This window comes from Sphaerospermopsis sp. FACHB-1094 (genome assembly GCF_014696195.1).
In the GTDB taxonomy this organism is placed as follows: domain Bacteria; phylum Cyanobacteriota; class Cyanobacteriia; order Cyanobacteriales; family Nostocaceae; genus Sphaerospermopsis; species Sphaerospermopsis kisseleviana.
The window spans coordinates 40,002-61,773 of sequence record NZ_JACJPT010000021.1; the positions used below are offsets into that span (position 1 = coordinate 40,002).

The following is a 21,772-nucleotide window of genomic DNA, read 5'->3' on the forward strand; positions in this document are numbered from 1 at the left end:
TGATTGATTAAAATTAAGAATCTAATAAAGGCTGGATATATGTGTCACGAATTTTTAAAGTTTGAGCTTGTCCTCTAGCTGTAGTTCGGATTGTGATTCTAACTGCTTTGGTATTATCTGCCCAAAGCACAAGAATAGAACCATCATCAAAAATCCTTTTCACACGCTTGAGAGTAGTATTTTCAAAATGACCACTGATAATTTCTTCAACGGCGGGAATCTTTGCTAATTTCTCAGAAAATGCTTTAGTTCCATCTGGAAAATGGTGTTTAACTTCTTTAAGTGAACTACTAATTTTTTCTGATTCAATATTTTCTGAAGCAGGTGCTTCAGGAGTAATTTCAGCTAATTTCCTTTGTTGGTTAACTCGTTGCCAAAGTATTCCTCCTGCTGGTGATAAGTAGATATAATCTTCAGCATCAGGAGACAAGAGTAATTGTTGAATACTATCCTTATCAGGAATAGCTCTTAATCTTTGTTCCACTTCTATTTTTTGTCTTGGTTCTGCATCTATCCATTCAAAAAAGTGGTCATATTCAAGCAATAAGTCAATATTCCAACTAATGGGTAAGGCTGGAAATGTTATTGGCTGTTGAAAATCTTGATAGATATATTTAACTGGTACTTGAAAAACCATTCCTACCATAGTTGTATAAGAAATTTCAGCTTTAAAACCTCCTGTTGCATTAATAATAACTTCTTCATTTCTTAACTGGGCTGCATTTATTTCTTCAACCAAAATATTAACTAATTCACGCAATCCATGTCTCTCAAATTGAGATTCGTTCTTTTCTAATGGCAGTTCACGAGGGATAATTTTTGACCACCCCTGGTTTTTTAAATAGCGGTGAACTTCTTTCATGCAAAGTTTACCTTCAGGAGTTGCAGTGTATAGCAACACGACTTTATCATCTGATGTTGCAATTTTTAGTAAAGAATTGGTTTCTGCTGAAGCCTCTGATGCTCCTACTTTTATAAAGTATTGCTGTAATTCTGTATCTGTGACTTCTGAATTTTTCTTTTTTAAGTCACGAGCAGTATTGCTTAGTAACGATATACCAGTGGTAGTTATGATAGTTCGCATTATTTATCATCAGTAAATTTACAATAATTCCAACTTCCAACTAAACTCAAACCATAGCCAATTTGAGCTTCTGATTTTTCATCTGCGAGGTTTTGCCAATGAAAAGCTTTTAATATTTCTTCTGGTGTTGCTTCGGTTTGAAAATAGTAAACAGAACCAGCCATAACTGCGCGACGAGTTGGTTTAGGCTTGTTATGAGCTACATCCCAACCTCCAATAGTTTGGTAGCCTGATATAGCTGCTGAAACAAGTTTGAGCTTTATTCCCTCATATTCACCAGATAAGGTATTAGGATTAATCCATTTAGGTAGCCATCCTTGTTGATGTTCACTATCAAAAATAGTAGGTGTTGCTAAATAAATTTTGAACCCATCAGAGCCTTTTAGCTGAGTCATTAATTTATCTTTGAAATCACGCCAATCAATTCCTATGGTATTTGTATAACTAGCAACTCTATTTTCACCACCAATTCCTATTAAACCTATGTCTGAATCTGGATTTGCACTTAAATTCTTAATTCCCTCAAATTCAATATATAGTCCAATATTTTCCTTACAACGAATAAATTCAGTTTGATATAGTTTACCTTCTTTTACTGCTTGAATATTGTTATCAACTTCAATACCAAAACGAGATTCTCGTTCGTAAAGCTTGTCAAAGGAAACAACATTTCCAGGATTTTCACCTAGCAAATAATTAACTAAGTTTTGTTGATTCAAAAAACCTTGTACTGCTTCAATAGGTGTACTTTCTGTAGTCCATAAAGAATGCAAAGAGTATGCTAAATCATTAATTCCTGGAATCTTTTCCCGTAAAGGACTTAAATATCTTAATTGAGATTCAGGAGCAGGAGCATTTTTCTTTTTCACTTGGACTATATCAGTAGGAACGGGGAAATATGCTGTTAAATCTGATTTTTCGTGCTTTGCAAGTAAAGTTCCCTTAATTTGCAGGTTTCCATAATGATTGTGTGCAGGTGTACCAATCTCTTCAGGAATTGTACAATTATTATTCTCTGGACAGTGTAAACAACCATCTCGATATTCTTGATACCGTCCACATCTTTCCGCTAAAACTTTGGAGCGAATCACACCTTGTATAGTATTTGGTGTAGGAGGAAAAATACTTCTAGCACGGTGTCCTTCACCAGCAGAAAAGGGACGACCATCACGAAATAGCAATACATCAGAGGGTTCAATAAAAATTTGCATTAGTCTTCTTCTCCTTCTCCAGTTGCTAAGAAGCGTGTGAATATTAATAAATCTGCAAAGGTTTTAAGTTTTCCTTGTGTTTGAGTTTTATCATCATTGTTTGATTGCTTCTCTTTATTAGCTTGCATAATCAGTTCAGCTAAATTATCTGCTAGTGTTTTTTCATCCGTCTTGCTTAACTTTTGAGTACCTTGCTGACGATTCAAAAGCCGCCTAATTTCTGCTGCATAAAGGTCTTTATTTTCTAGTAATGACAAAGTTTCTGATATATCTCGTAAAATGTAAGGAAATTTACTAGAAATATTATCTTGTGTAAACTTCTTTTGAAATTCGAGTAAAACTTTAATCGTATCAATGGTTTTTTCTGGATATATAACAGTATCAATTGTTTTTTCTGGATCTATATAAATCCATTTAGCACCTGCACTCATAATTTCACCAGAACGCTTCATAAATGTGAGACTAAAAGCATTGCGTTCTTCCTGATTTTTGGCAGTTTTTTCTGCGTTACGAACTTCTGTTAGTGTTACATCCAAAGGATTTTTATAATGGGCAATTACAATACCTGTACTGGCTGTTGCTTTATGTCCCATTGTGGCTAGTAATTGCCTACTATTTTTATCATCTTTAGTCTGTTCTAACCAGATATAACCACTTTTAGCCTTTTGATCATTAAATTTAACTTCAAATTCTTGACACTCCTTATCTGTACCAAGTTCACCAGTAAAAATTTCTCCAGAAAATGCTGCTCGTAATTCTCTGGCAACTTCTAGAACCGAATCTAATGGTAGTAAAGCTAAAACATCATCACCTCCTGCATACACAAGTTTTCCAGGATGAAGTTTTTCTATTATGTGTCGTACCAATTTTAGAGAAAAGTCTCCTAATGCTTTACTTATAAATCCGTGAATAGCTGGACTCATCAAGCGTTGATTTTGTAAAATATCTTTCCAGTCTTGTTGTTCTAAAGAATTTAAGGCATCTTTCGTTGTAGGATGCAGAACATCCTGATATTCAGGCATCTTATCACCTGAAAGCCATTTACCCATTTCATCACCATCCATCATGAGAACCGCAAAATATTTTCTGGGTTTCGAGATTTTGTATTCTTCCTGGGCTATCTTGAGGAAATATTGTAATTTTTTAAGTGCGCTGTCAATTTTATTTCTTTCTACATTTTCGGAAAATTCTGTTGAATCTTGATGATAAGTTTCTGCATATAATAATCTTCCATCAAGGCGTAAAAACTTATCGAGTAATTGATCTGATTGATTAACTTTAGTCGCTAGAAGAGGAATGACATTTTTAGCAACTAAGTTACCTTCAGCAATAGGATAAACTGAATTGATCCACTGCTCTAGAGATTTTCGTAATGATTGAGACTCAGGTTTAACTACTTGAGTTAAAATATCGTTCTTAAAACTGGCACCAGCTACGCTGTAAGTAGAAGGAAAAGGTAATTTTTGTTCTTGCTCATCAGAATTGTCTCTAAGTTCTTGCTCAAAGTAAGAACGCCAAGCACAACGTTTAGTTAATTCCACAGTATCTAAACGTTCTTTACCTTCTTCTTGAATTTCATAACGTCCTCTAGATTGGAGTTTTTTAGCTAGATTATGCCAAAATACACGAATTTGTTTTCTGGTGGTATGGTCGAAATTAGCAGCTTGATTATTTTGCAGTTCATCAACTCCATCATAAACAGCAGCCCTTTCTCCACTTAGTGTAGATTTCTCGCCTGTCTCATCAACTTGTTTAAAGTTACGTAACCCTTTACGGCTACCCAAGGCTTTTTCTGTAATGAAATAAAGACTACTATAAATAGCACCTATATTCAATGGGTTTTCTCCTCCTCCCTTAAAGCTAGGTTTAGCATAAACTTCAAGAATTTTTTTAATCTTCTCAGCTTTTTTATGTCCTAAATATGGTTCATGAGGAGAGACAAAAAATAGTGGGTTGCTTCGATTTAAATTTTGATTTTTAATTTTCCAAGGATAAACTTGCCAGTAGGTTTCAAATAAGTTTTCTGTTTGTCGTTCCCATGTTTTGTTCCAAGCTGGAGGCTTACTAAATAGACTTTCAATATCCGCACGAACTTGTTGAGTAATTTCGCGCCATTGCGATCGCATTCTGTCAGCAGCTTTTTTTGCTAAATATTCCCCTTGTTCATAAGGGACAATGGCTAAAAATCTATTTGGTAAGCTAGGTAAGATTAAATCTTCTAGTGTTGGTCGTTGTGAAATAATACCTTGGTTATATAACCAGCGATCGCATAATGGCTGTTCGATCAAGTTGGGAAATATCACTGCATCGGGACCAATTTCCTCAGCAATCAATTCTATTGCTGCCCAATTAAGGTAAGAAAGTAAGTAACTTCCTGCCCAAAGGTCTTGAGTGCGACGGGCTGCACTGATAAAAGCTTGAACGGGACTGATAGTGAATAGCAAAAAAGCTGGGTTTGAGTTGGTAGCAGCGATCGCACTTGTTAAGGCTTGGTGCGCCCAAATTGAATGATCAGGAATACGGGTATCAGCAGGAAGCAAATCCCATAAAGCCCCTAGTTGATTACCTTCTGTTTGTTGAATTTGGCTTGACCAATTGCGCCATAGCCAGAGAAATAATTTTTGAGGGTCTTGTTTAATTTCTGGTTTGATAGAAGTTAGAGATTGTTTGATAGCTTGTTGTAAACTTTCATAATTAATTTGTGTCGATAAAAAACTTTCCACCACTAAATCTAGACCTTCACCACCCGATAAAGGATGTGTTAAGTATGGTTTATTCGTAAAATCTACCCCGCCAATACTTCTATAGCTAGGAAAATTCAACCTGTCTGATGCTGAAGCAATCCGATCAGCTTGTGTGAAATCATTTTTAATTAAACTTAGATTTAAACATTGTGCTAAAGCCCGTGCTATTCCTTCATGACCTTGGATATTGAATGACTTATGTGGTGGATCATGTAGGAGAGCATTGATTTTTAGAAGCCAAAAATTTGAATCATTCATGGTAAAGTTACTCTTGGTAAATTGTCTAATGTATTAATAAATTCTTCAATAATGTCTTGGTTAGGTGCTGAAATCCTAACTAATCCTTTAAATGATTTATTTTTCAGAATTAACTTGCAATTAGTTGTAGCAGGTAATAGTTGAGTCTTAAAATGAATCAATAGAATAGCGAATTGTCCATTTACTAGAGCTATAACTTTGATATGGAAAGGAGAGGCAATTCTCTTAATATCCTGGCTTGCTTCTAACAATGCTGTATTATGTGGTTTTGATAAAGATGTAAAAGAAAACTGGATAGGTAGCCCAAAGGCAGCACGTTTAACAGTATTAACATTAGATTGACCTTTAGTTTTTATCCATTCTTTTACTTGTATATAGTCATCTCCAGTAGAAATTTTATAACGACTACGAAAATTTTTATATATTTTTCCAAATTCATTCAGCAATTTATCATAATCACTATCAATATTTGATTTTCCTGAATGCCAAAGATACAAACTAGATGTAGTAGAAGAAATTACATCAAATTCAGTAGTAACTATAGATATAGTAGATACGGGATTCAAAATACTCTGAAATAGATTCTTAACTATTTGTAGCTGACTTCCAATTTCAGTAATTACATCAGATAAGGTCATTGAATTTAAAATAAATTCTATTGAGTCAATATCAACACCTTGACACTCAGAATTATTAATTTTAAGACTACCTCCACCACGATTACTTCTAGAACCAATTCCACCAAGGTTGATTAGACACCACATTGCACCAGCAGCTAATTTTAGACACTTTAAGTTGTCTGCAACCAATGGACGAACTTGCAAAATTACTCTAAACTTTTGTTCAGGAGGAATATATGCTCTAGCTTTTTTAGAACCACTGGTATAAATAGAAAAGAAAAGATATTCAAACCCAGACCAAGGATTATTACTAGGAGAAGCATTATATTTTTCAAGAGATTTTATACTTGTTGGTTTTTCTGCCTGGACTCGAATAATAACTGAGCCACCTGCATCTGTACTACCAAAAATCTTATTTTCCCAATTTTTAACTTGATCAAAAGTGGTAATACTAGCTGCGATCGCACGAAACCAATACCGCAATGCACCTCTAAAAGCAGGAGGACGCAATTCCGCTTCTTGTTGATTAGCACCTGATAAAAATAGAGGTGTAACTGTTTCTAAATCAAACGTTATGGAAGGCATATATTTCAGTTTTTACTAATTGGACATAAAAGATTTACTGAATTTAGTATTTAGTTGCGATCGCCCCCTTTCCCCAACCCCACCAAAACCCCAGCCAAAGCCCGAATCATCGGACGCACAGAAACATCCTCCCCACGTTTTAAGCGATGCACAGTTCCTCTAAGAATCGGCATTTCCTGGGAAATCACATCTTCCACACCCTCATAATCACTATGAACAATGGCCACCACCGACAAACCCAACTCATCACATAACTCTTGCCAAGGTGCAATCTCAGTTTCATCCTTCACCAAAATCACTGCATGAGTCGCTTCCTTCATAATCAACCGGTTAGCATTAGAAATTTTACCCCCCACATCAAACACAAATATTGGTGTATTTATCCCCCTGACTTCCTGTGCTTTGCGTTTTGCAAATTCTGGTGTAAACCCAGCTTTATATTCTGCTTTTAACCTATTGGCTAAATCTGCGTCCCGTCGTGCGGTTTCCCCAAACCATGAACCATCCCCATCTGGACACCCAGAAAATACATAGGATTCTGGTGCATTGGGAATTTGTAACAATGCTTGTTTTAGACCTTCCCGAAAGCAAGTCTTTCCTGTATTGGCAAACCCGCAAATCACCAATTTGATAGTTGACCTTTGTGGACGTACCACATCCAAAATATCCCCGACTTGATAATCAGGGTGTTTACTAATGGTGACTACGTACCTATCCAGCCCCTTGTCGCCAATCTTGGGGTCAAACAGAGCGATCGCATCATACAACGTAGATAATTTATCAGCTAAAACCTGACTAACCAGTACCGATGTCCGACCGTTGATTTTAATCAACGAACCGCCCGGTAATTCACCAGAAACAATCATTTGATTCAATCTGGTAGCTGCATCACGGACAACTTCATCACCTGTGGTCAGGGTACTGCCAAATCCGACCTTTAAAACATCACCGTCTAAACTGATATGGTAAATACTCATTAAATGGCACTGGATTATAAAATAATTAAGATAAGACTCAAGTAATTTTCTCAACTAATACTTCAATCAATTAAGTCTCCCAGTTTATATGCCGGGTTGTGTGTGATGCAAATCACGTATTTACCCAGTTTTGGATCAAAAAAACCAATTGCTCCATAAATATGAGCTAATTTATGAGCCAACACAAAAGCAACAGGAATAGAAACGGGTCCATTAATCCTTAGCAGTTGTCCTCCAGTAAGTTCTTGTGACTGTGCCATTTGCTCTAATTTTGCAGCAGCATCTTTCACAATCTGGTCATTTTGGGCAGGTTCACCAAAACTTAACCGCAAAATATCGTCTTTGAACTCAATGTTGTAAGTAATCATTGCCTTGCTTAGTGAGCAACTATCACATCATACATGGCATTGGAAGCAGCCTATTCCAGATTGGTTTATGCTGGATTAATACCGAAAACCTTGAATAAGTAGTGTCTGAGCAAATTTTTTCTGATATTCCCCAAGTAGAACTGTTGCAATGGTTAGCGCGGGGTTCTCTCAAACAAAACCTATCCCGTTCTATCCGTCTGTGGGTATGGTTGCGTTCTTTGTACGGAGAAGACCAGGAACGTTTATCATTAAAAAATGGTTTTACCTTAGCAGACTGGCGGGATGCTTTTTTTACTGCCACCCATCCCAAAGGTGAAGCAATACCTAAACCCCATGATCCTCTCTGTAACTGTGCTAAAACTACTGCGGTTTGGTTGTTTAATGAAAACACCGGAATTTCTGAATCAGAATGGAAGCGATCGCTAATTTCTCATCTGGGTATTTCTCCATCCCCACCAGAAAATATACCACCAATTTCATCCACCAAAAATATTAACATTATTCAATCTGTGGGTGATTTAGAAAAATTACTCCAGCAGCGTTTATTTGCCATTACTCGGCGTTCCCTACAAGCAGATTTAACACTGTTAGCGGAATTAAGCTGGTTAGAATACAATGGGGAAAAATATTACCATGTCCAAAAATTACCATCTCGTCCCATTACTCATAAAATCAATAGTACAGATTTAGATTTTCTCAATCAGGAAGATTTAGCCGATATTGCCCGCAATCTTTCTCAAAATATAGCAGGTGTGCAACGTTTTTTCTTGAAACTTGATTACGTTGTGACTGCAACTGATGAAGTTGATAATTGGCAATATGAATTAAAACAACTATGGCAACAAACTCCTGTTCCACCTATCAAGTTAATTTACGATAGTGCCAGATTAGGACAAGATGTGGAATGTTTTGTTTATCCTGTCTGTGTTTATTATGTTCAACGTGCAGTATATCTTTGTGCTTTTGGTCAAAGTCCTGACCGCCAAACTGAATGGTATAATTTTCGTTTAGATAGAATCCAAGATATTACAGCAATTGATTGGACAAATCCACAAATTCCTTCTATATTACAACAACGTTACCATCAACGAGATTTACCGAATCCCGAAGAAATTGAACTGCAAATGTCTAAATCTTGGGGTTTTGATTTTTATTTACCATCTCGAATTATGTTGTTAAGATTTGAGCGAGATTATCATGACCGATATATTCAAGATACTTTTCGTCATGATACTTTTGAACTGATTTCTCACGCAAAAGCTAAAAGTTTGATTCGTCAACATATATCAGAAAAAGAACAACAAAAAACCCTAACCAAACTTCTAGAGTCTCGTTCACCTGATGATGCTTATTACAAGGTTAATTATCGTCATGGTGATAATAATGTAATCATGAGATTACGGGCATGGCGACCAAAATTAGAAGTAATTATGCCCCAGGATTTGCGTCAAAGTATTGCGGCTGATATTACAAAAGAAATGCATTTTTATCAAGATTTAATTAACTTATGAATCAACAAAATCAACCTCTTTTAACTGAGAAATTCACAGAAGCTTTAGTTTATGCTACCCGTCTGCATGGTGATCAAGTCCGCAAAATTAGCGGTGTTCCTTATGTTTCTCATTTATTAAGTGTTGCAGCTTTGGTGTTAGAAGCAGGAGGAACAGAGGAAGAAGCGATCGCAGCTTTACTGCACGATAGTATAGAAGACCAGGGTGGAAAATCTACCCGTGAGGAAATTCGTCAGCTTTTTGGTGAAACAGTTGTTACAATTATTGATGGTTGTACAGAATGGGATACACCACCTAAACCACCTTGGCAAGAACGTAAACAGCGATATTTGGATCATCTGCGTTGTGCTTCTCCTTCAGTGCGATTGGTATCTTTAGCGGATAAACTGCATAATGCTAGGTCTTTACTAGCAGATTGGCAACAAAGGGGAGATATAATTTGGCATCACTTTAGTTGTGGTAAGGAGAAAACTTTGTGGTTTTACCAATCATTGCTGGAGGTTTATCAACAGACTGGTTCTGATGTGATGACACAAGAATTAGAACGAGTGATCAAAGAACTATTTGAGTAATAATCTGTTTGAAATTGTAAATTTCAGCTTGATAATTCTTAACCGAATTTAGCTTGACAGGTAAAGCAACCAATTTTACCCTTAAATAAGGATAAATTTGGCAAACCGAAGCGGGGGCAAAAACCCCAGGGGGTCCGCCAAATCGACAGAACCTTGATAATTGAATAGTTCTAGCGTTTCATCAGTTTCAGTTGGCGGTTCACCCGAAGCCTGAAATGAGGTTTTTTGAGAGGTCTGCCAAATTCGTCTCTAGACTCCGGTTCTAGACTATGTTTCAAAGCGCCGGGGTTTCTGATTACCTAATCCCCGCAAGGGGACTGAAACATAGTCTTGTCTTTAACAGACTGTTCTTGTGAATAGTTTCTGATTACCTAATCCCCGCAAGGGGACTGAAACTACTATAGCCAGCCTGTTTAAAGACAGTAGAGTGTCGTTTCTGATTACCTAATCCCCGCAAGGGGACTGAAACTTTCCTAAAGCTTGGTCAAAAGCCACCACCCACTTTTTGGTTTCTGATTACCTAATCCCCGCAAGGGGACTGAAACTTGCCACGGAGTATGCAGACTTAATCTGCATAAGAGTTTCTGATTACCTAATCCCCGCAAGGGGACTGAAACGAGTCTCACGAACGCCAAAAAGCTGAAGAACTTGGGTTTCTGATTACCTAATCCCCGCAAGGGGACTGAAACTTTATACCTGGGCGGATGCTACTAAAAATGGTACAAGGTTTCTGATTACCTAATCCCCGCAAGGGGACTGAAACAGTTATGCCAAACATTAAAAAACACCGTACTACAGGTTTCTGATTACCTAATCCCCGCAAGGGGACTGAAACTCCAGAGCCGTAATAGCTTCTGGGGAGAGGGATAATTCAAGTTTCTGATTACCTAATCCCCGCAAGGGGACTGAAACGTACATCTGTTTTATTTTTGACTGTCTAGCCATGTTTTGGTTTCTGATTACCTAATCCCCGCAAGGGGACTGAAACAGATCCGTGCTGGCAACACACGCGGTGTCGTCATTTGTTTCTGATTACCTAATCCCCGCAAGGGGACTGAAACACGCTGGTGACAGCCCCTCAAACCCTTGTGCAGTAGTTTCTGATTACCTAATCCCCGCAAGGGGACTGAAACTCTCAAGTACAGATGGAATCTTACTCTATGGTGTAGACATCAAACCAGAGGCTATAGAAATTGCCAAGTTAAGGATGTGGTTATCGCTGGTGGTGGATATTCCTGATATTGAGGATGTAGAACCCCTGCCAAACCTTGACTATAAGTTAATGTGCGGTGATTCTCTGATTTCTACTATCAATGGTGAAAGGTTGATTCCTGACCCCACTAAAGAACAGCAGTTGATATTGGCAGTAACACCGATTCAACAAGCTATTCAACTTATTTTAGGCACTTTTAATTCGTAAATATATTTAGGTAAATCTATGAACATCTCGAAACAAATTATTGTTTTTCTAGTAACAACAATATTAGCCAATCAAATTCAATTCAATGAAACTTTTGCGAGGGAAAGCTCTAAAGATAGTGTCAAACCATCCAAAAAAGACGCAATTTCTATAATGCAAGGAATATGTGGGAAAAATAACATTAATAAATATAATCCAGAAGCTTGTGAAACTTGTCCATCTTTTACAGGTAGTGATTCTTTTGGAGGTGTGGTATTAACTTCTATTGTATATGGCAATTTTACTAAATCTAGTAATAATGAAGCATTAATTGATCTTGAAGGATGCAAACCACGCGCAGATAATTCGGGAGGTAGTGCTTTAATTAGAAAAAATAATCAACAATGGTATTTAGTGGAATACAAAGCTGGATTACGTTCAGAAAAGTGTCTCAAATTTAAAGCTAGTAATAGTCGTCATCAGCTAGTTTGTGAAGGTTCTCACATAGGACAAGGTTATTTAAATACTTGGCTTGATGTAGTTACTTTTACTTCTAACAAGATTGTTACATCTACTCTTTTAACAGTGCTGTCTAACGAAGCATCTTGTACACCTCCATATTATGAAGTAACAATAAGAGATTTTTTAGCTCAAGATTTCAATAAAGATGGAAAAAATGATTTAATTATCAACGTTAGTGAAGCAAGAGAGTCTAAGAATATTAAGAGATCACAAGATAATCTGTGCGAACCCCGTTTACCAAAACCAAAGTTTTACCAATTGACATTTTTATTTAATGGGCAATCATTTCGTCCTACATCTGAAACAGCAAAGATTAAAAAACGTCTAGAAACGTGGAAAAATTATTAAAATACTCTTTCATCAAGTTCTTGATTGAGGGAAAACGAGAGAACACTGCACTTGCCAAAGTTATCGCAATAATCATAGTCATCAATTATTAATTTATTAGGGAGTAGCTACCATGAGCATTGAAAATGTAAGTCCACAAATGGAGAAAAGATTTGAGGTATTAGATGAAATGATAGAACAAGGTTATATAGAAACTGTGAAACCGTTATTTGATTGGTTGCCTACATTATGTTATTTTCCCAATAAAACTTCTAAATTTGATAATGCGCCACCAGAACTCAAAAAACAATTTAACCTCATGTTTTCTTGGTACGGATTCTGGCTAGGAATATTTGCTTTTGTTCAGACAAGATTAGAAAAAGATTACCTAATTTGTGTTGGTATTATTAATCTAGTAGTATCTTGTTTACCAGCAACGGCTCTTGATTATATTTTTGCAATAGGAGTTAATATTTGTGCTGCACAATGTTTTGTTTTTACTCGCTATTATCAATTTAAAAATTTTGGTAGATGTCCCAGTAATAGAAATACATTTTCTACTATTTGTCTATCTTTAGTTTATTTTTTTGGATTAATAATAGTTGGTGTTATTATTCACGAAATTCTTTATCCTGAGACTAATTACTAATATAGTAATTGCATATCAAACTACAAAACTTAAATTTATATTTTCAGGAGCATCAAATGTCTAAGATCAAAAATACCAAAACAAATCAAATAGTCAATAAAAGTAAAGGCGCAATCGTCAAAGTATTAGCTAGACTAACGGCAACAGGATTAATTAGTTTTGGTATTGGTGGTGCAGTCACTTTTGACCGTTACAACAGTTATTGGAATCAAACAATATTCCGTGTTCAAACCGTTGATTTTAATATTTTATCTCATACATTACCTACTAAACTTTCCTACGCTTTAATCAAAAAACAACCCCAGGAAGTACAACGTACATTAGATAGTAATTATAGTTTATTTGGGTTAATTGTCACAGATGCTAGTGGACAGAAAATTATTGCTTATTCTGGTAAAGATTCTGGTAAATCCTCATCTTGGAAAGCAGCACTAGATCCACAGCAATTACAAAATCATCCCTACGATGTTCTATTAGATCCTCCACCTGTTTTTGCACAGTGGACTTATAGTAACTCCAGAGCTACTGAACGCAGTGCTACCGATTTTACTAATCAAGGGCGCGTTATAGGCAGGGTTTACTATGTTCGGGGTGTTAGACCAACATTTCAAGAGGATTTGATGACATTGATAAGTAATCCTTTTTCTGGAAGCAGTAGGATTCAAACCTACACCACAAGTTTAGTAGCTTGTTTTGGGGCTACTTTGCTTATTTGGAGTGGTTTGGAGTTTATGCTTTATAAGAAACGGGTTGATAAAAAGAAAAGAGACGAAATAGAAGAAGATTTAATGAGTAACAACCAAATCTTACAATCACAATTAGCACAGAGAATCAATGAACTTCAATCATTACAGAAACAGAGGGATAATGAACGTAATGAATTAATGAGAGATGCTGAGAATTTACGAAGTTTGAATAACAGACTTAAACAAGAAATTCTTAGACTTAGGGAGTCAATTAAAGATTTACCCAATAATACAGATGCAGAATTACAAGCAGAATTAGAGCAAACTAAATTACAATCAGAACAAAATTTAGCTAAGAAAAAACAATATGAACAACATATAAAGAAATTAACTCAACAGTTACAAAGAAAACAATTAGAAACCGATGTTTTACAGGAACAAAAAGAAAGTCAGATACAAGAACTACAAGAACAAATAAATAATACTGAATCACAATTAGCAGAACTACAAAATAATGAGGAAAACTATCAAGAAACTATTAAAGTTTTAGAAAAACAGTTAAATGATAAAAATTCCAGGGAGATAGAACTTCAAAAACAATTGGAAAGCCTACAAACTTCTCTATCAGAATATGAAGAACGAGAACAACTATTAGAACAACGTGCTGAAGAAGTAAAGGCTAAATCTAAGGATTTAGCTGAAGAAATGGAACGCTATATAGAAGAAACTGGTCAACATCCTTTAAATAACTTTGAAGTTGACATTAAAGAATGTTTGGAACAAAATTTTCCTAATGCCAGAATCGAAATACAATTTGATGTTGGTACTGGAAGACAAGGAAGCAGGTTTACTGATTTTATTCTTGTTACAGAGAAATACTGCGTTATTATAGAAGCTAAATCTTACACAGGAAAAATCAAACCTCTTGATAATGTCAGAAACTCTGGATGGATTTGTGAAAGAGGAAGCCAACGAATACATATCTTTTCTTGTTGGGGTAAAAACCCTTATCAACAGATAAAAACATACTGTGATTCTCTAATTAAAAATAAAGGACTAGGTATTAACAGCAAATTACCCATATATGGTATTGTTGTGTTTCCTAGAGGTTCATGTATTGATAATAGTATTCAATCTAATATAAGTGCATTTTACAGAGTCACAACTTTAGATAATTTTACTATGGATATTCAGGAATTAGAAAATCAATCTCAATTAAATTAGAACAAATAAACTACCAACTCATTATCATGTTTAATTCTCGCAATCATCAGTATTTTATCAACTTTTTACTATTTGTTGGACTTTCAACTTTATTTGGCTGTACATTCGTGATATGGCCACCAGGAAAACCCCCAACTCCCACAAGTTCACCAACTACAGGGGAAGATAAAAAACCAAGGTTACAAGCCACCACTATAACTATTGGTATTCTCAGCCCTCCAAAATACTATCAAGGATTAGCTGATTATCTCAAGGAACAATTTGGTAATAAGGTCCAAATAGTTATTGATGGTGATGAAAAACTTCCTTACGAAAAAGCCAGACAAAGAATGATTAACAAGGAGTGGGATATTTCCTTTCCTCAATCACCAATGCTTTCTATAGCTGCTAAAAATAATGGTTATACCTTTGCAGCCCGAATGTTTCCCAATAGTCCCCCCTACTACCAAGCTACCTTATTCACAAAAGCTAATAGTCCTATTAAATCCATTAGTGATTTAAAACCAACACATACTATTGCTATGGGCGATTTTAACTCAGCATCTAGTTTTTATATGGCATCTTATGATTTATATGGTAAAACCCTGAAAGTAAATATGGGTCATAAATCATCTAAAATCAGAGAATTAGTAAAAACTGGAAAAGCTGATATAGGTGCTGCGGCATATATAGCTGTTAAGGATGACAAAGATTTAAGGATTATTCACCTTAGTAAACAAATCCCTGGCGGTAATGTTTATTTGTCTCCTAATCTTTCTGAATCTGACCGTCAGATAATTACCAAAGTATTACTAAACGCCCCAGCAAATATTAGGAAAGATGCTAATTATGGTGTTGGGGAAGAAGCTGATTATTCACAGTTAATTAAAATTTCTGAAAGAACCGAGCAAGTTTTAAAATGTGCAAAATTTCCTAAAGAAAATTCCGTAGGTTCGGTTAATTTTTATTGTCCTGATGGTAAACCTAGCAGTCCCACTCAAACCGAAATTTCAGGTAAAATTAACGGCTGGACTAAAAAAAGTGAAGTTGAATCTTTTAAACTTTTAGGAGAAGACAAGAAAATTTATGAAGTGATTATACCTGACAATATTTTCAATCAAATACATGATGCTCCTAACCCTATTGCTATACAGGGTAAAAGTGTCAAAATCATTAATGTGAACCCCAAAAAAAAAGGAGGAATAAATCAATTAACAATTACCGCGCCTAATCAATTTATTGTACTCAAAGATGAACAATCTAATAATGTTCCTAAATCTTCTAATCTCACTTATCAAGTTAAACAAATTGATGATGGTGATACAATCGCTGTTACTGATACATTAAATCAAGAAATCAGAGTTAGATTTGCTTGTATAGACACGGCAGAAACGCCTAAATCTGAAGCTGATAATAAGACTAATAACCCTGCTGACAAAAATCAGTTTTTATGGGGTAATAAAGCCAAGGAACGTTTAGAATCCATTATCAAAATTGGTGATCCTGTAAACCTCAATATAGTAGACACTGACCGCTACGGTCGCAAGATTGCTGAGGTACGTTTACCAGATGGGACTTTTGTACAACAAATATTAGTCAAAGAAGGACTAGCAATGGTTTATCGTCAATACATCAAAAACTGTGCTAGTGCCTCCATTGTAGAACAGGCTGAAACTGAAGCTAAACAACAGCGTTTAAATATTTGGGGAGATTCACAATTTACAGCACCTTGGGATTGGCGATCGCAAAAAAGAGCATCCAGAAGCAACTAAGTTAAAAACCACAATTTAGAGAACCAAAAATGTCTAAACTCATTCCGCTTACAGCATTAGTGCCAGCATTACTTGTATCACAATTACAGCAAGATACAGCATTTACAGGACAACAACTAAATCAACAGGGGATGTTAGCGGTTAACTGGGTGCAACAGTCTGGAGAATACAGAGCTTTAGCTTATCAGGCATTCAATATAGCTAAATTTAACTTTGATATAGCCAAATCTAAAAAGATAGCCCGCCCTGCCATTATCGTTGATATTGATGAAACAGTTCTTGATAATAGCCCCTATCAAGCAGGGTTATTAGATAGTAATCAGGGTTTTGAATTGTCCACTTGGAATCAATGGATTAAAGCAGAAAAAGCTAAGGCTGTACCAGGAGCAGTTGAATTTGTGAATTATGTTAATAAAAATGGGGGTAAAGTATTCTTCGTTTCTAATCGTAATGCCAAGAGTGTCAAGACTTCTAAAATCAATGATTTAGAAATATCTACTATCAATAATTTAAAAGCAGTTGGGTTTACTGGAGTTAATGAAAATACAGTATTACTCAAAGGAGAGTTTAGCAAAATTATTAATGGTAAGGAAGATAATTCTAAACAATGGCGAGTAGACGCTGTAAAAAATGGCAGTGCAGATAAAACCAAATATACAGTAGTTGCCTTGATTGGGGATAACCTCAATGACTTTGATGAAACCATAGGCAAGACTAATCAAGAACGACGTGATTTTACAGATAAGTATCGTCATGCTTACGGTATGTTGAATATTACCAAAACAGGGAAAATTCAACCCGCTTATATTGCTATGCCTAATCCTATGTATGGCAACTGGGAAACAGGAATGTATAACCCCAAAGCATTTAATAAACAAAGTGCTTTTGATCTGACACCAGCCCAAAGAAACCAACAACGCCGGGAATCTTTAACTCGCTGGGTGGCTCAGTAATCAATTATGCTCTCACCAAATTCTTAAAGGAAACCCATGAACCTAAAACGATTACTCTTAACCGCAGCGATAACCACCGCTTGTATTGTCAGCACCAACTTACAAGCCAAAGCCGATACATACCGTGCCGGGAAATTTACGATTAACATATTCGACACTGAAACCACCAGAGTCTATGTTGGCTGTGATGATAAAGGCCAGTGCATCAGATTAGAAGACGGTACAGGATGGCGTGATCAGGGTTATCGGGGTACTACATGGGTAAACGGAGATTATTATTACTCGGTTTCCTGGAAGGAAAATTCTAACGAGGGGATGTACCTAACCATTGTTCACAACAATAAACAAATATTACGTGAAAAAATGGTAGCAATTGCAGAAAACCTACCTAAAGTTGATTTGAAATGGGCTACCTGGTGTGATGTGGTCAATATTAAAACTGGACAGTTGGCACTGCGGTTTAAACCCAACGGTAAATCTAGGGCTGGTTTAGATAATGGCAATCATGTTTTACTACACAAACAAGAGGGGATTTGGGCTTATGTAACTGTGTTTAAAGGACCGAATAAAAAAGTTGAGGGGTTGCAAGGTTGGGTAAATTCTAATTATCTTACTTGCACTCAAGAACCTATTGATTAATTTTAAATATTATTGAGGAAACCCCATGAAACCCATTTTCAGAACCACAACATTAGCAGTTATTACAGTATTATCATTGAGTTGGCATAATCAAGGATTAGCACAACAAACACAAGGACAAAAGTTAGTAGATTCCATACAGTCTGTAGCACAAGTCAAACGTCAACTCAAAGAGCTTTTCACCAACTTAAATCAATGCGGTACAGGTGGTTGTTTTAATATGATAACTACCAATATCTGTGAATTAGTTGGAGCATTGGATGTCAAATTAGATGGTAAAATTATTGGTGAAATGTCTGGTTTTAGTGACACAAAACTCCCTATTTCAGCATCGGACTTAAAATTGATGAAAAAAATATTTAGTCAGTGCAAACCCACTAATTATCAATATTGGAAATGGGAAACTGTACTGCACGTTGGCTATGATCCCACACCCCAAATAGACAAAGAAATCCGCGCTGCTCTGGGCGCTCCTAAACCACGATAATTCAGGTTCTTAGAGGAAATTATATTATGCGATCGCTCTTACTAAATTATTGAGGGAAAGTTAGCGATCGCCCCAACATCATCAACATCATATTTATCTTATGAACCAGACACCAGAAAGCCTACAACAAATTGAACATTACTTTCATGAACTAATGAGACAACGGTCCAGGGATTTAATTGATAGTCAGAACTTGGAACTCCCCAAATTAGAATTTACCGTGAATCAAGAACAACATTGGTTTCCAATTCCAGGGATGTACGGCGGTTTTAGTTATTGGTGGGAACAAGAAACTCTGATTACCGAGAGTTGGAGTAGGGTCGTCGGCGGTTCTGGTCAAAGACACAAAATCACTACTCAGGGCTTTGAGTTGCTGGAAGAGGGGTTTGTATGATTTGTTGATTCTTAGAGGAAAACTTGGAATTGGGGTCTTCCAATAATTCGTATAATACAAAAATATGACTTTTTAAGTCAGTGATTATTTGGTGAATAGTAATTAGCTTACCTTGAATATTAGGATTAATAACATGGGACAATGGATAGATTTTCAACAAACCGTTAATCAAAGATTACTCCGAGAATATTTAGACAATGAACAAACCAAAGTCAAAAATATGAACATAAAGGGACATGGACTTGTTCGGGGTATTGCAGGTTCTGGTAAGTCTTTGGTTTTAAGAAATAGAGTTGAAAAAATTATTAATGACTATGATGATATTTTGATTCTTAGCTACAATCGTTTTATGAATGGTTGGCTTACCTCAAAACTTAGAGAAAAAGGCATTAGTAAAAAAATCACTTGTAAGACATTTCATACTTGGGCTTATTATAACCTAAAATATGACTATAATTTTGATCAAGATGATAATTTAAGAAAACAAGTAATAGAATTAGCAACAAAATCACGTTTGAAATACCAAGCCATTTTAATAGATGAAGCCCAAGACTTTTATGATGAGTGGTTTCAAGCTGTTTTACAAGTATTAGATACTGATACTAACTCTCTCTTTTTTGTTTATGATAACACTCAATCTGTTTATGGTCAGCCACATAGAAGAAAACAAGATTGGTCTTGGCGGAAACTAGGAATTAATGTTGTAGGTCGTTCTCAAATTTTTGATGTTAATTATAGAAACTCCCCAGAAATTCTTGAATCTGCTTGGCATTTTATACTGACATCATTATTTGATGCTAATATGAAAGTATCCAAAAAAGAACAAGGGCAAGCCAGAATAGGAGATATTATTGAACCCAAGACAAAAAAATCCAGAAGTTCAAATATTCAGCCGTTACTATTACAAATTCCGAATTATGAATTACCATTAATAGTTGCCCAACAGGTTAAATTAGCGTTATCAAGTCATCAACAATCTTCAATTGGTGTTTTAGTACATCCACAGAATTGGCGACTTAAAGATTTAATTAGTGCAGAATTATTAAAACTGAATATTCGGCATCATGCTCCCAGAGGTTCTAGAGAGAGGGACATGAATGTTGTAGATAGACCTTTTGTAATTGTTGATTCTTGGAATGCCCTAAAAGGTGTTGAATTTGATGCTGTTATTATTGCAGGTTTAGATATGGCTAATGAGTTTCCCCATGACCCCGATGCTGATTTTCAAGAAAAAGCTGGGATTTACACGGCTATGACGAGGGCAAGGGATCATTTAGTAATGTTATACGATACCAAAAACTCCATTGTTGACTTGATGGAAAATGCTTTGAACTCCCCTCCTCAATTGGAAAGTCAAGAGTAAAATATGGGCGATCGCTATCAGCATTACCCACTCCATTTTTACAAAACCCTAATAACCAAGTAAAAAGATTTTCATTAATTAAATAGAAGCTCAACTATGACAAAGTTTCCTTTTTTGGCATTTGAAGGATTAGACGGGGCGGGTAAAACTACCCTAGCACAACTATTTGCAAAGCAACAAAACTTTCATTATTATAGTAGTATACCACCAGAATTGATTACTTTACGGGAGCAAATAGCAACAACTAAATCCCCAATTAGCACATTCCATTTTTATAGTTTGTGCAACATTTTACGTAGTTGTGAATACACACTAAAATTGAATGATTTAGGAGTTGTAGCTGATAGATATGTATTCTCTACTCTTGCTTATCATAGTCTGTTAATGAAACAAGACTTGTCTTTTTATCTAAAAATACTGCAATCAGAACAAAAATTTTTACTACCTGATGTCATTGTTTATGTAACAGCATCTCAGTCAATAATTAACCAACGTATTATCCAACGAAGTCAGAAAGTCCCTATGCAATGGTATGGGGATAAAGTTTCTATTGAATATAATCTTGATGACTCATATAAACATATATTTGGATTAGTCAATATACCAATCATACAAATTGATACAACTAATTCAAATCCTGAGCAAGCATATTCTAATTTGTGCTATGAACTACACAAAATTAGCGAAAGTATACCCGTAATAAGGTCTATAAATTTCGATGTTAATTAGCTAATTTCAAATTTTAATGTATCAAAAATAATTATCATGAAACCAATTTCTGTAAATTTTCATCTGTGGAAACCATGCAATTATCATTGCAGATTTTGTTTTGCTACCTTTCCCGATATCGAAGGAGCTTTAACTTTAAACGATGCTAAACGTCTTCTTTTTCTATTACGTGAAGCAGGAGCAGAAAAACTTAACTTTGCTGGGGGAGAACCAACACTACACCCTAACATTGGTGAACTTGTAGCTGAATCGCATCGTTTGGGATTTATAACCAGTCTTGTGAGTAATGGTGCGCGAATGACTCAATTACTAGAAAAACACGCTGATAAAATTGATTGGGTTGCATTATCGGTAGACTCTGCTTCAGAAGCAGTCCAAAAGAATTTAGGACGAGGGAATGGTGATCATGTAATACAATCAATTGCTTTATTTGATAAATTACATCAATATGGTATCCGCATTAAACTTAATACAGTAGTTACACGCTTGAACCACCAAGAAAATATGTCAACTTTTGTCAGGCGGGTGAGTCCAGAGCGATGGAAAATATTTCAAGTATTACCAGTACAAGGTCAAAATGATGGTAGCGTTGAGGAATTGCTGATATCACCACAACAGTTGAGGGGGCGACAAAGGAGCTAAAGAGGTTGCTGGATAAGCATTACAGCCCTCAAACCCTGCTGATAAAATGGCATCTTATTGCGAACAGATGCCATCAT

Annotated in this window: 20 protein-coding genes and 1 CRISPR repeat array; of the genes, 14 read left to right on the forward strand and 6 right to left on the reverse strand. The window is 35.8% G+C overall.

Annotated elements, in window-relative coordinates; genetic code table 11:
* Positions 1 to 13: 13 nt before the first annotated feature.
* The 6 genes from H6F47_RS09335 to H6F47_RS09360 all read right to left on the reverse strand — a co-directional run bounded on the left by H6F47_RS09335 (position 14) and on the right by H6F47_RS09360 (position 7,847).
* Positions 14 to 1,084, reverse strand: coding sequence for a putative CRISPR-associated protein (locus H6F47_RS09335; protein ID WP_190648795.1), 1,071 nt, complete (start codon positions 1,082 to 1,084; stop codon positions 14 to 16).
* The gene (cmr3, locus tag H6F47_RS09340; protein WP_190648798.1) at positions 1,084 to 2,295 is read right to left on the reverse strand and encodes a type III-B CRISPR module-associated protein Cmr3; all 1,212 of its coding nucleotides are present in this window, start codon (positions 2,293 to 2,295) and stop codon (positions 1,084 to 1,086) included. Before cmr3 ends, H6F47_RS09335 begins: the two co-directional genes overlap by 1 nt.
* A complete protein-coding gene (gene cas10, locus H6F47_RS09345; protein ID WP_190648801.1) occupies positions 2,295 to 5,297 on the reverse strand; it encodes a type III-B CRISPR-associated protein Cas10/Cmr2 in 3,003 nt (1,000 codons plus the stop codon). The genes cmr3 and cas10 overlap by 1 nt, the downstream gene beginning before the upstream one ends.
* Positions 5,294 to 6,502 (reverse strand): type III-B CRISPR module RAMP protein Cmr1, encoded by a 1,209-nt coding sequence (gene cmr1 / locus H6F47_RS09350; RefSeq protein ID WP_190648804.1) that lies wholly within the window; start codon positions 6,500 to 6,502, stop codon positions 5,294 to 5,296. Before cmr1 ends, cas10 begins: the two co-directional genes overlap by 4 nt.
* Before the next feature lie 50 nt (positions 6,503 to 6,552).
* Complete coding sequence (locus H6F47_RS09355) at positions 6,553 to 7,479, reverse strand: CRISPR-associated protein Csx3 (protein ID WP_190648807.1); 927 nt, start codon at positions 7,477 to 7,479, stop codon at positions 6,553 to 6,555.
* A gap of 62 nt (positions 7,480 to 7,541) precedes the next feature.
* Positions 7,542 to 7,847, reverse strand: a complete 306-nt coding sequence (locus H6F47_RS09360) for a CRISPR-associated protein Csx3 (protein WP_190648810.1) — start codon at positions 7,845 to 7,847, stop codon at positions 7,542 to 7,544.
* 101 nt (positions 7,848 to 7,948) lie between these two features.
* Between H6F47_RS09360 and H6F47_RS09365 the strand changes: the two genes are divergently transcribed.
* The 14 genes from H6F47_RS09365 to H6F47_RS09430 all read left to right on the forward strand — a co-directional run bounded on the left by H6F47_RS09365 (position 7,949) and on the right by H6F47_RS09430 (position 21,695).
* Positions 7,949 to 9,358, forward strand: a complete 1,410-nt coding sequence (locus H6F47_RS09365; RefSeq protein ID WP_190648813.1) for a TIGR03985 family CRISPR-associated protein — start codon at positions 7,949 to 7,951, stop codon at positions 9,356 to 9,358.
* Positions 9,355 to 9,930 carry an HD domain-containing protein gene (locus tag H6F47_RS09370; RefSeq protein WP_190648817.1) on the forward strand — a complete coding sequence of 192 codons (576 nt, stop codon included), beginning with the start codon at positions 9,355 to 9,357 and terminating at the stop codon, positions 9,928 to 9,930. The genes H6F47_RS09365 and H6F47_RS09370 overlap by 4 nt, the downstream gene beginning before the upstream one ends.
* 287 nt (positions 9,931 to 10,217) lie before the next feature.
* Positions 10,218 to 11,063: a CRISPR direct-repeat array (repeat unit 37 nt; unit sequence GTTTCTGATTACCTAATCCCCGCAAGGGGACTGAAAC).
* Between the two features lie 74 nt (positions 11,064 to 11,137).
* A complete protein-coding gene (locus H6F47_RS09375; protein WP_199291114.1) occupies positions 11,138 to 11,350 on the forward strand; it encodes a hypothetical protein in 213 nt (70 codons plus the stop codon).
* Positions 11,351 to 11,368: 18 nt separating this feature from the next.
* Complete coding sequence (locus H6F47_RS09380) at positions 11,369 to 12,199, forward strand: hypothetical protein (RefSeq protein WP_190648820.1); 831 nt, start codon at positions 11,369 to 11,371, stop codon at positions 12,197 to 12,199.
* 112 nt (positions 12,200 to 12,311) lie between these two features.
* A complete protein-coding gene (locus tag H6F47_RS09385; protein WP_190648823.1) occupies positions 12,312 to 12,827 on the forward strand; it encodes a hypothetical protein in 516 nt (171 codons plus the stop codon).
* A 56-nt stretch (positions 12,828 to 12,883) separates the two neighbouring features.
* Positions 12,884 to 14,737, forward strand: coding sequence for a nuclease-related domain-containing protein (locus H6F47_RS09390; RefSeq protein ID WP_190648825.1), 1,854 nt, complete (start codon positions 12,884 to 12,886; stop codon positions 14,735 to 14,737).
* Positions 14,738 to 14,763: 26 nt separating this feature from the next.
* The gene (locus H6F47_RS09395; RefSeq protein WP_190648828.1) at positions 14,764 to 16,488 is read left to right on the forward strand and encodes a PhnD/SsuA/transferrin family substrate-binding protein; all 1,725 of its coding nucleotides are present in this window, start codon (positions 14,764 to 14,766) and stop codon (positions 16,486 to 16,488) included.
* A gap of 29 nt (positions 16,489 to 16,517) precedes the next feature.
* Positions 16,518 to 17,441: a 5'-nucleotidase, lipoprotein e(P4) family gene (locus tag H6F47_RS09400; protein WP_190648831.1), complete on the forward strand. Its 924-nt coding sequence runs from the start codon at positions 16,518 to 16,520 to the stop codon at positions 17,439 to 17,441.
* A gap of 36 nt (positions 17,442 to 17,477) precedes the next feature.
* Positions 17,478 to 18,080, forward strand: a complete 603-nt coding sequence (locus H6F47_RS09405) for a hypothetical protein (RefSeq protein ID WP_190648833.1) — start codon at positions 17,478 to 17,480, stop codon at positions 18,078 to 18,080.
* A gap of 25 nt (positions 18,081 to 18,105) precedes the next feature.
* Positions 18,106 to 18,567, forward strand: coding sequence for a hypothetical protein (locus H6F47_RS09410; protein WP_096572917.1), 462 nt, complete (start codon positions 18,106 to 18,108; stop codon positions 18,565 to 18,567).
* A gap of 100 nt (positions 18,568 to 18,667) precedes the next feature.
* Positions 18,668 to 18,961, forward strand: a complete 294-nt coding sequence (locus tag H6F47_RS09415) for a hypothetical protein (RefSeq protein ID WP_096572916.1) — start codon at positions 18,668 to 18,670, stop codon at positions 18,959 to 18,961.
* A gap of 133 nt (positions 18,962 to 19,094) precedes the next feature.
* The gene (locus H6F47_RS09420; protein ID WP_190648836.1) at positions 19,095 to 20,324 is read left to right on the forward strand and encodes a UvrD-helicase domain-containing protein; all 1,230 of its coding nucleotides are present in this window, start codon (positions 19,095 to 19,097) and stop codon (positions 20,322 to 20,324) included.
* A 96-nt stretch (positions 20,325 to 20,420) separates the two neighbouring features.
* Positions 20,421 to 21,053, forward strand: coding sequence for a deoxynucleoside kinase (locus tag H6F47_RS09425; protein WP_096572914.1), 633 nt, complete (start codon positions 20,421 to 20,423; stop codon positions 21,051 to 21,053).
* 36 nt (positions 21,054 to 21,089) lie between these two features.
* Entirely contained in the window at positions 21,090 to 21,695 is a 606-nt protein-coding gene (locus H6F47_RS09430) for a viperin family antiviral radical SAM protein (protein ID WP_242027372.1), read from the forward strand.
* The last annotated feature ends 77 nt before the right edge of the window (positions 21,696 to 21,772 follow it).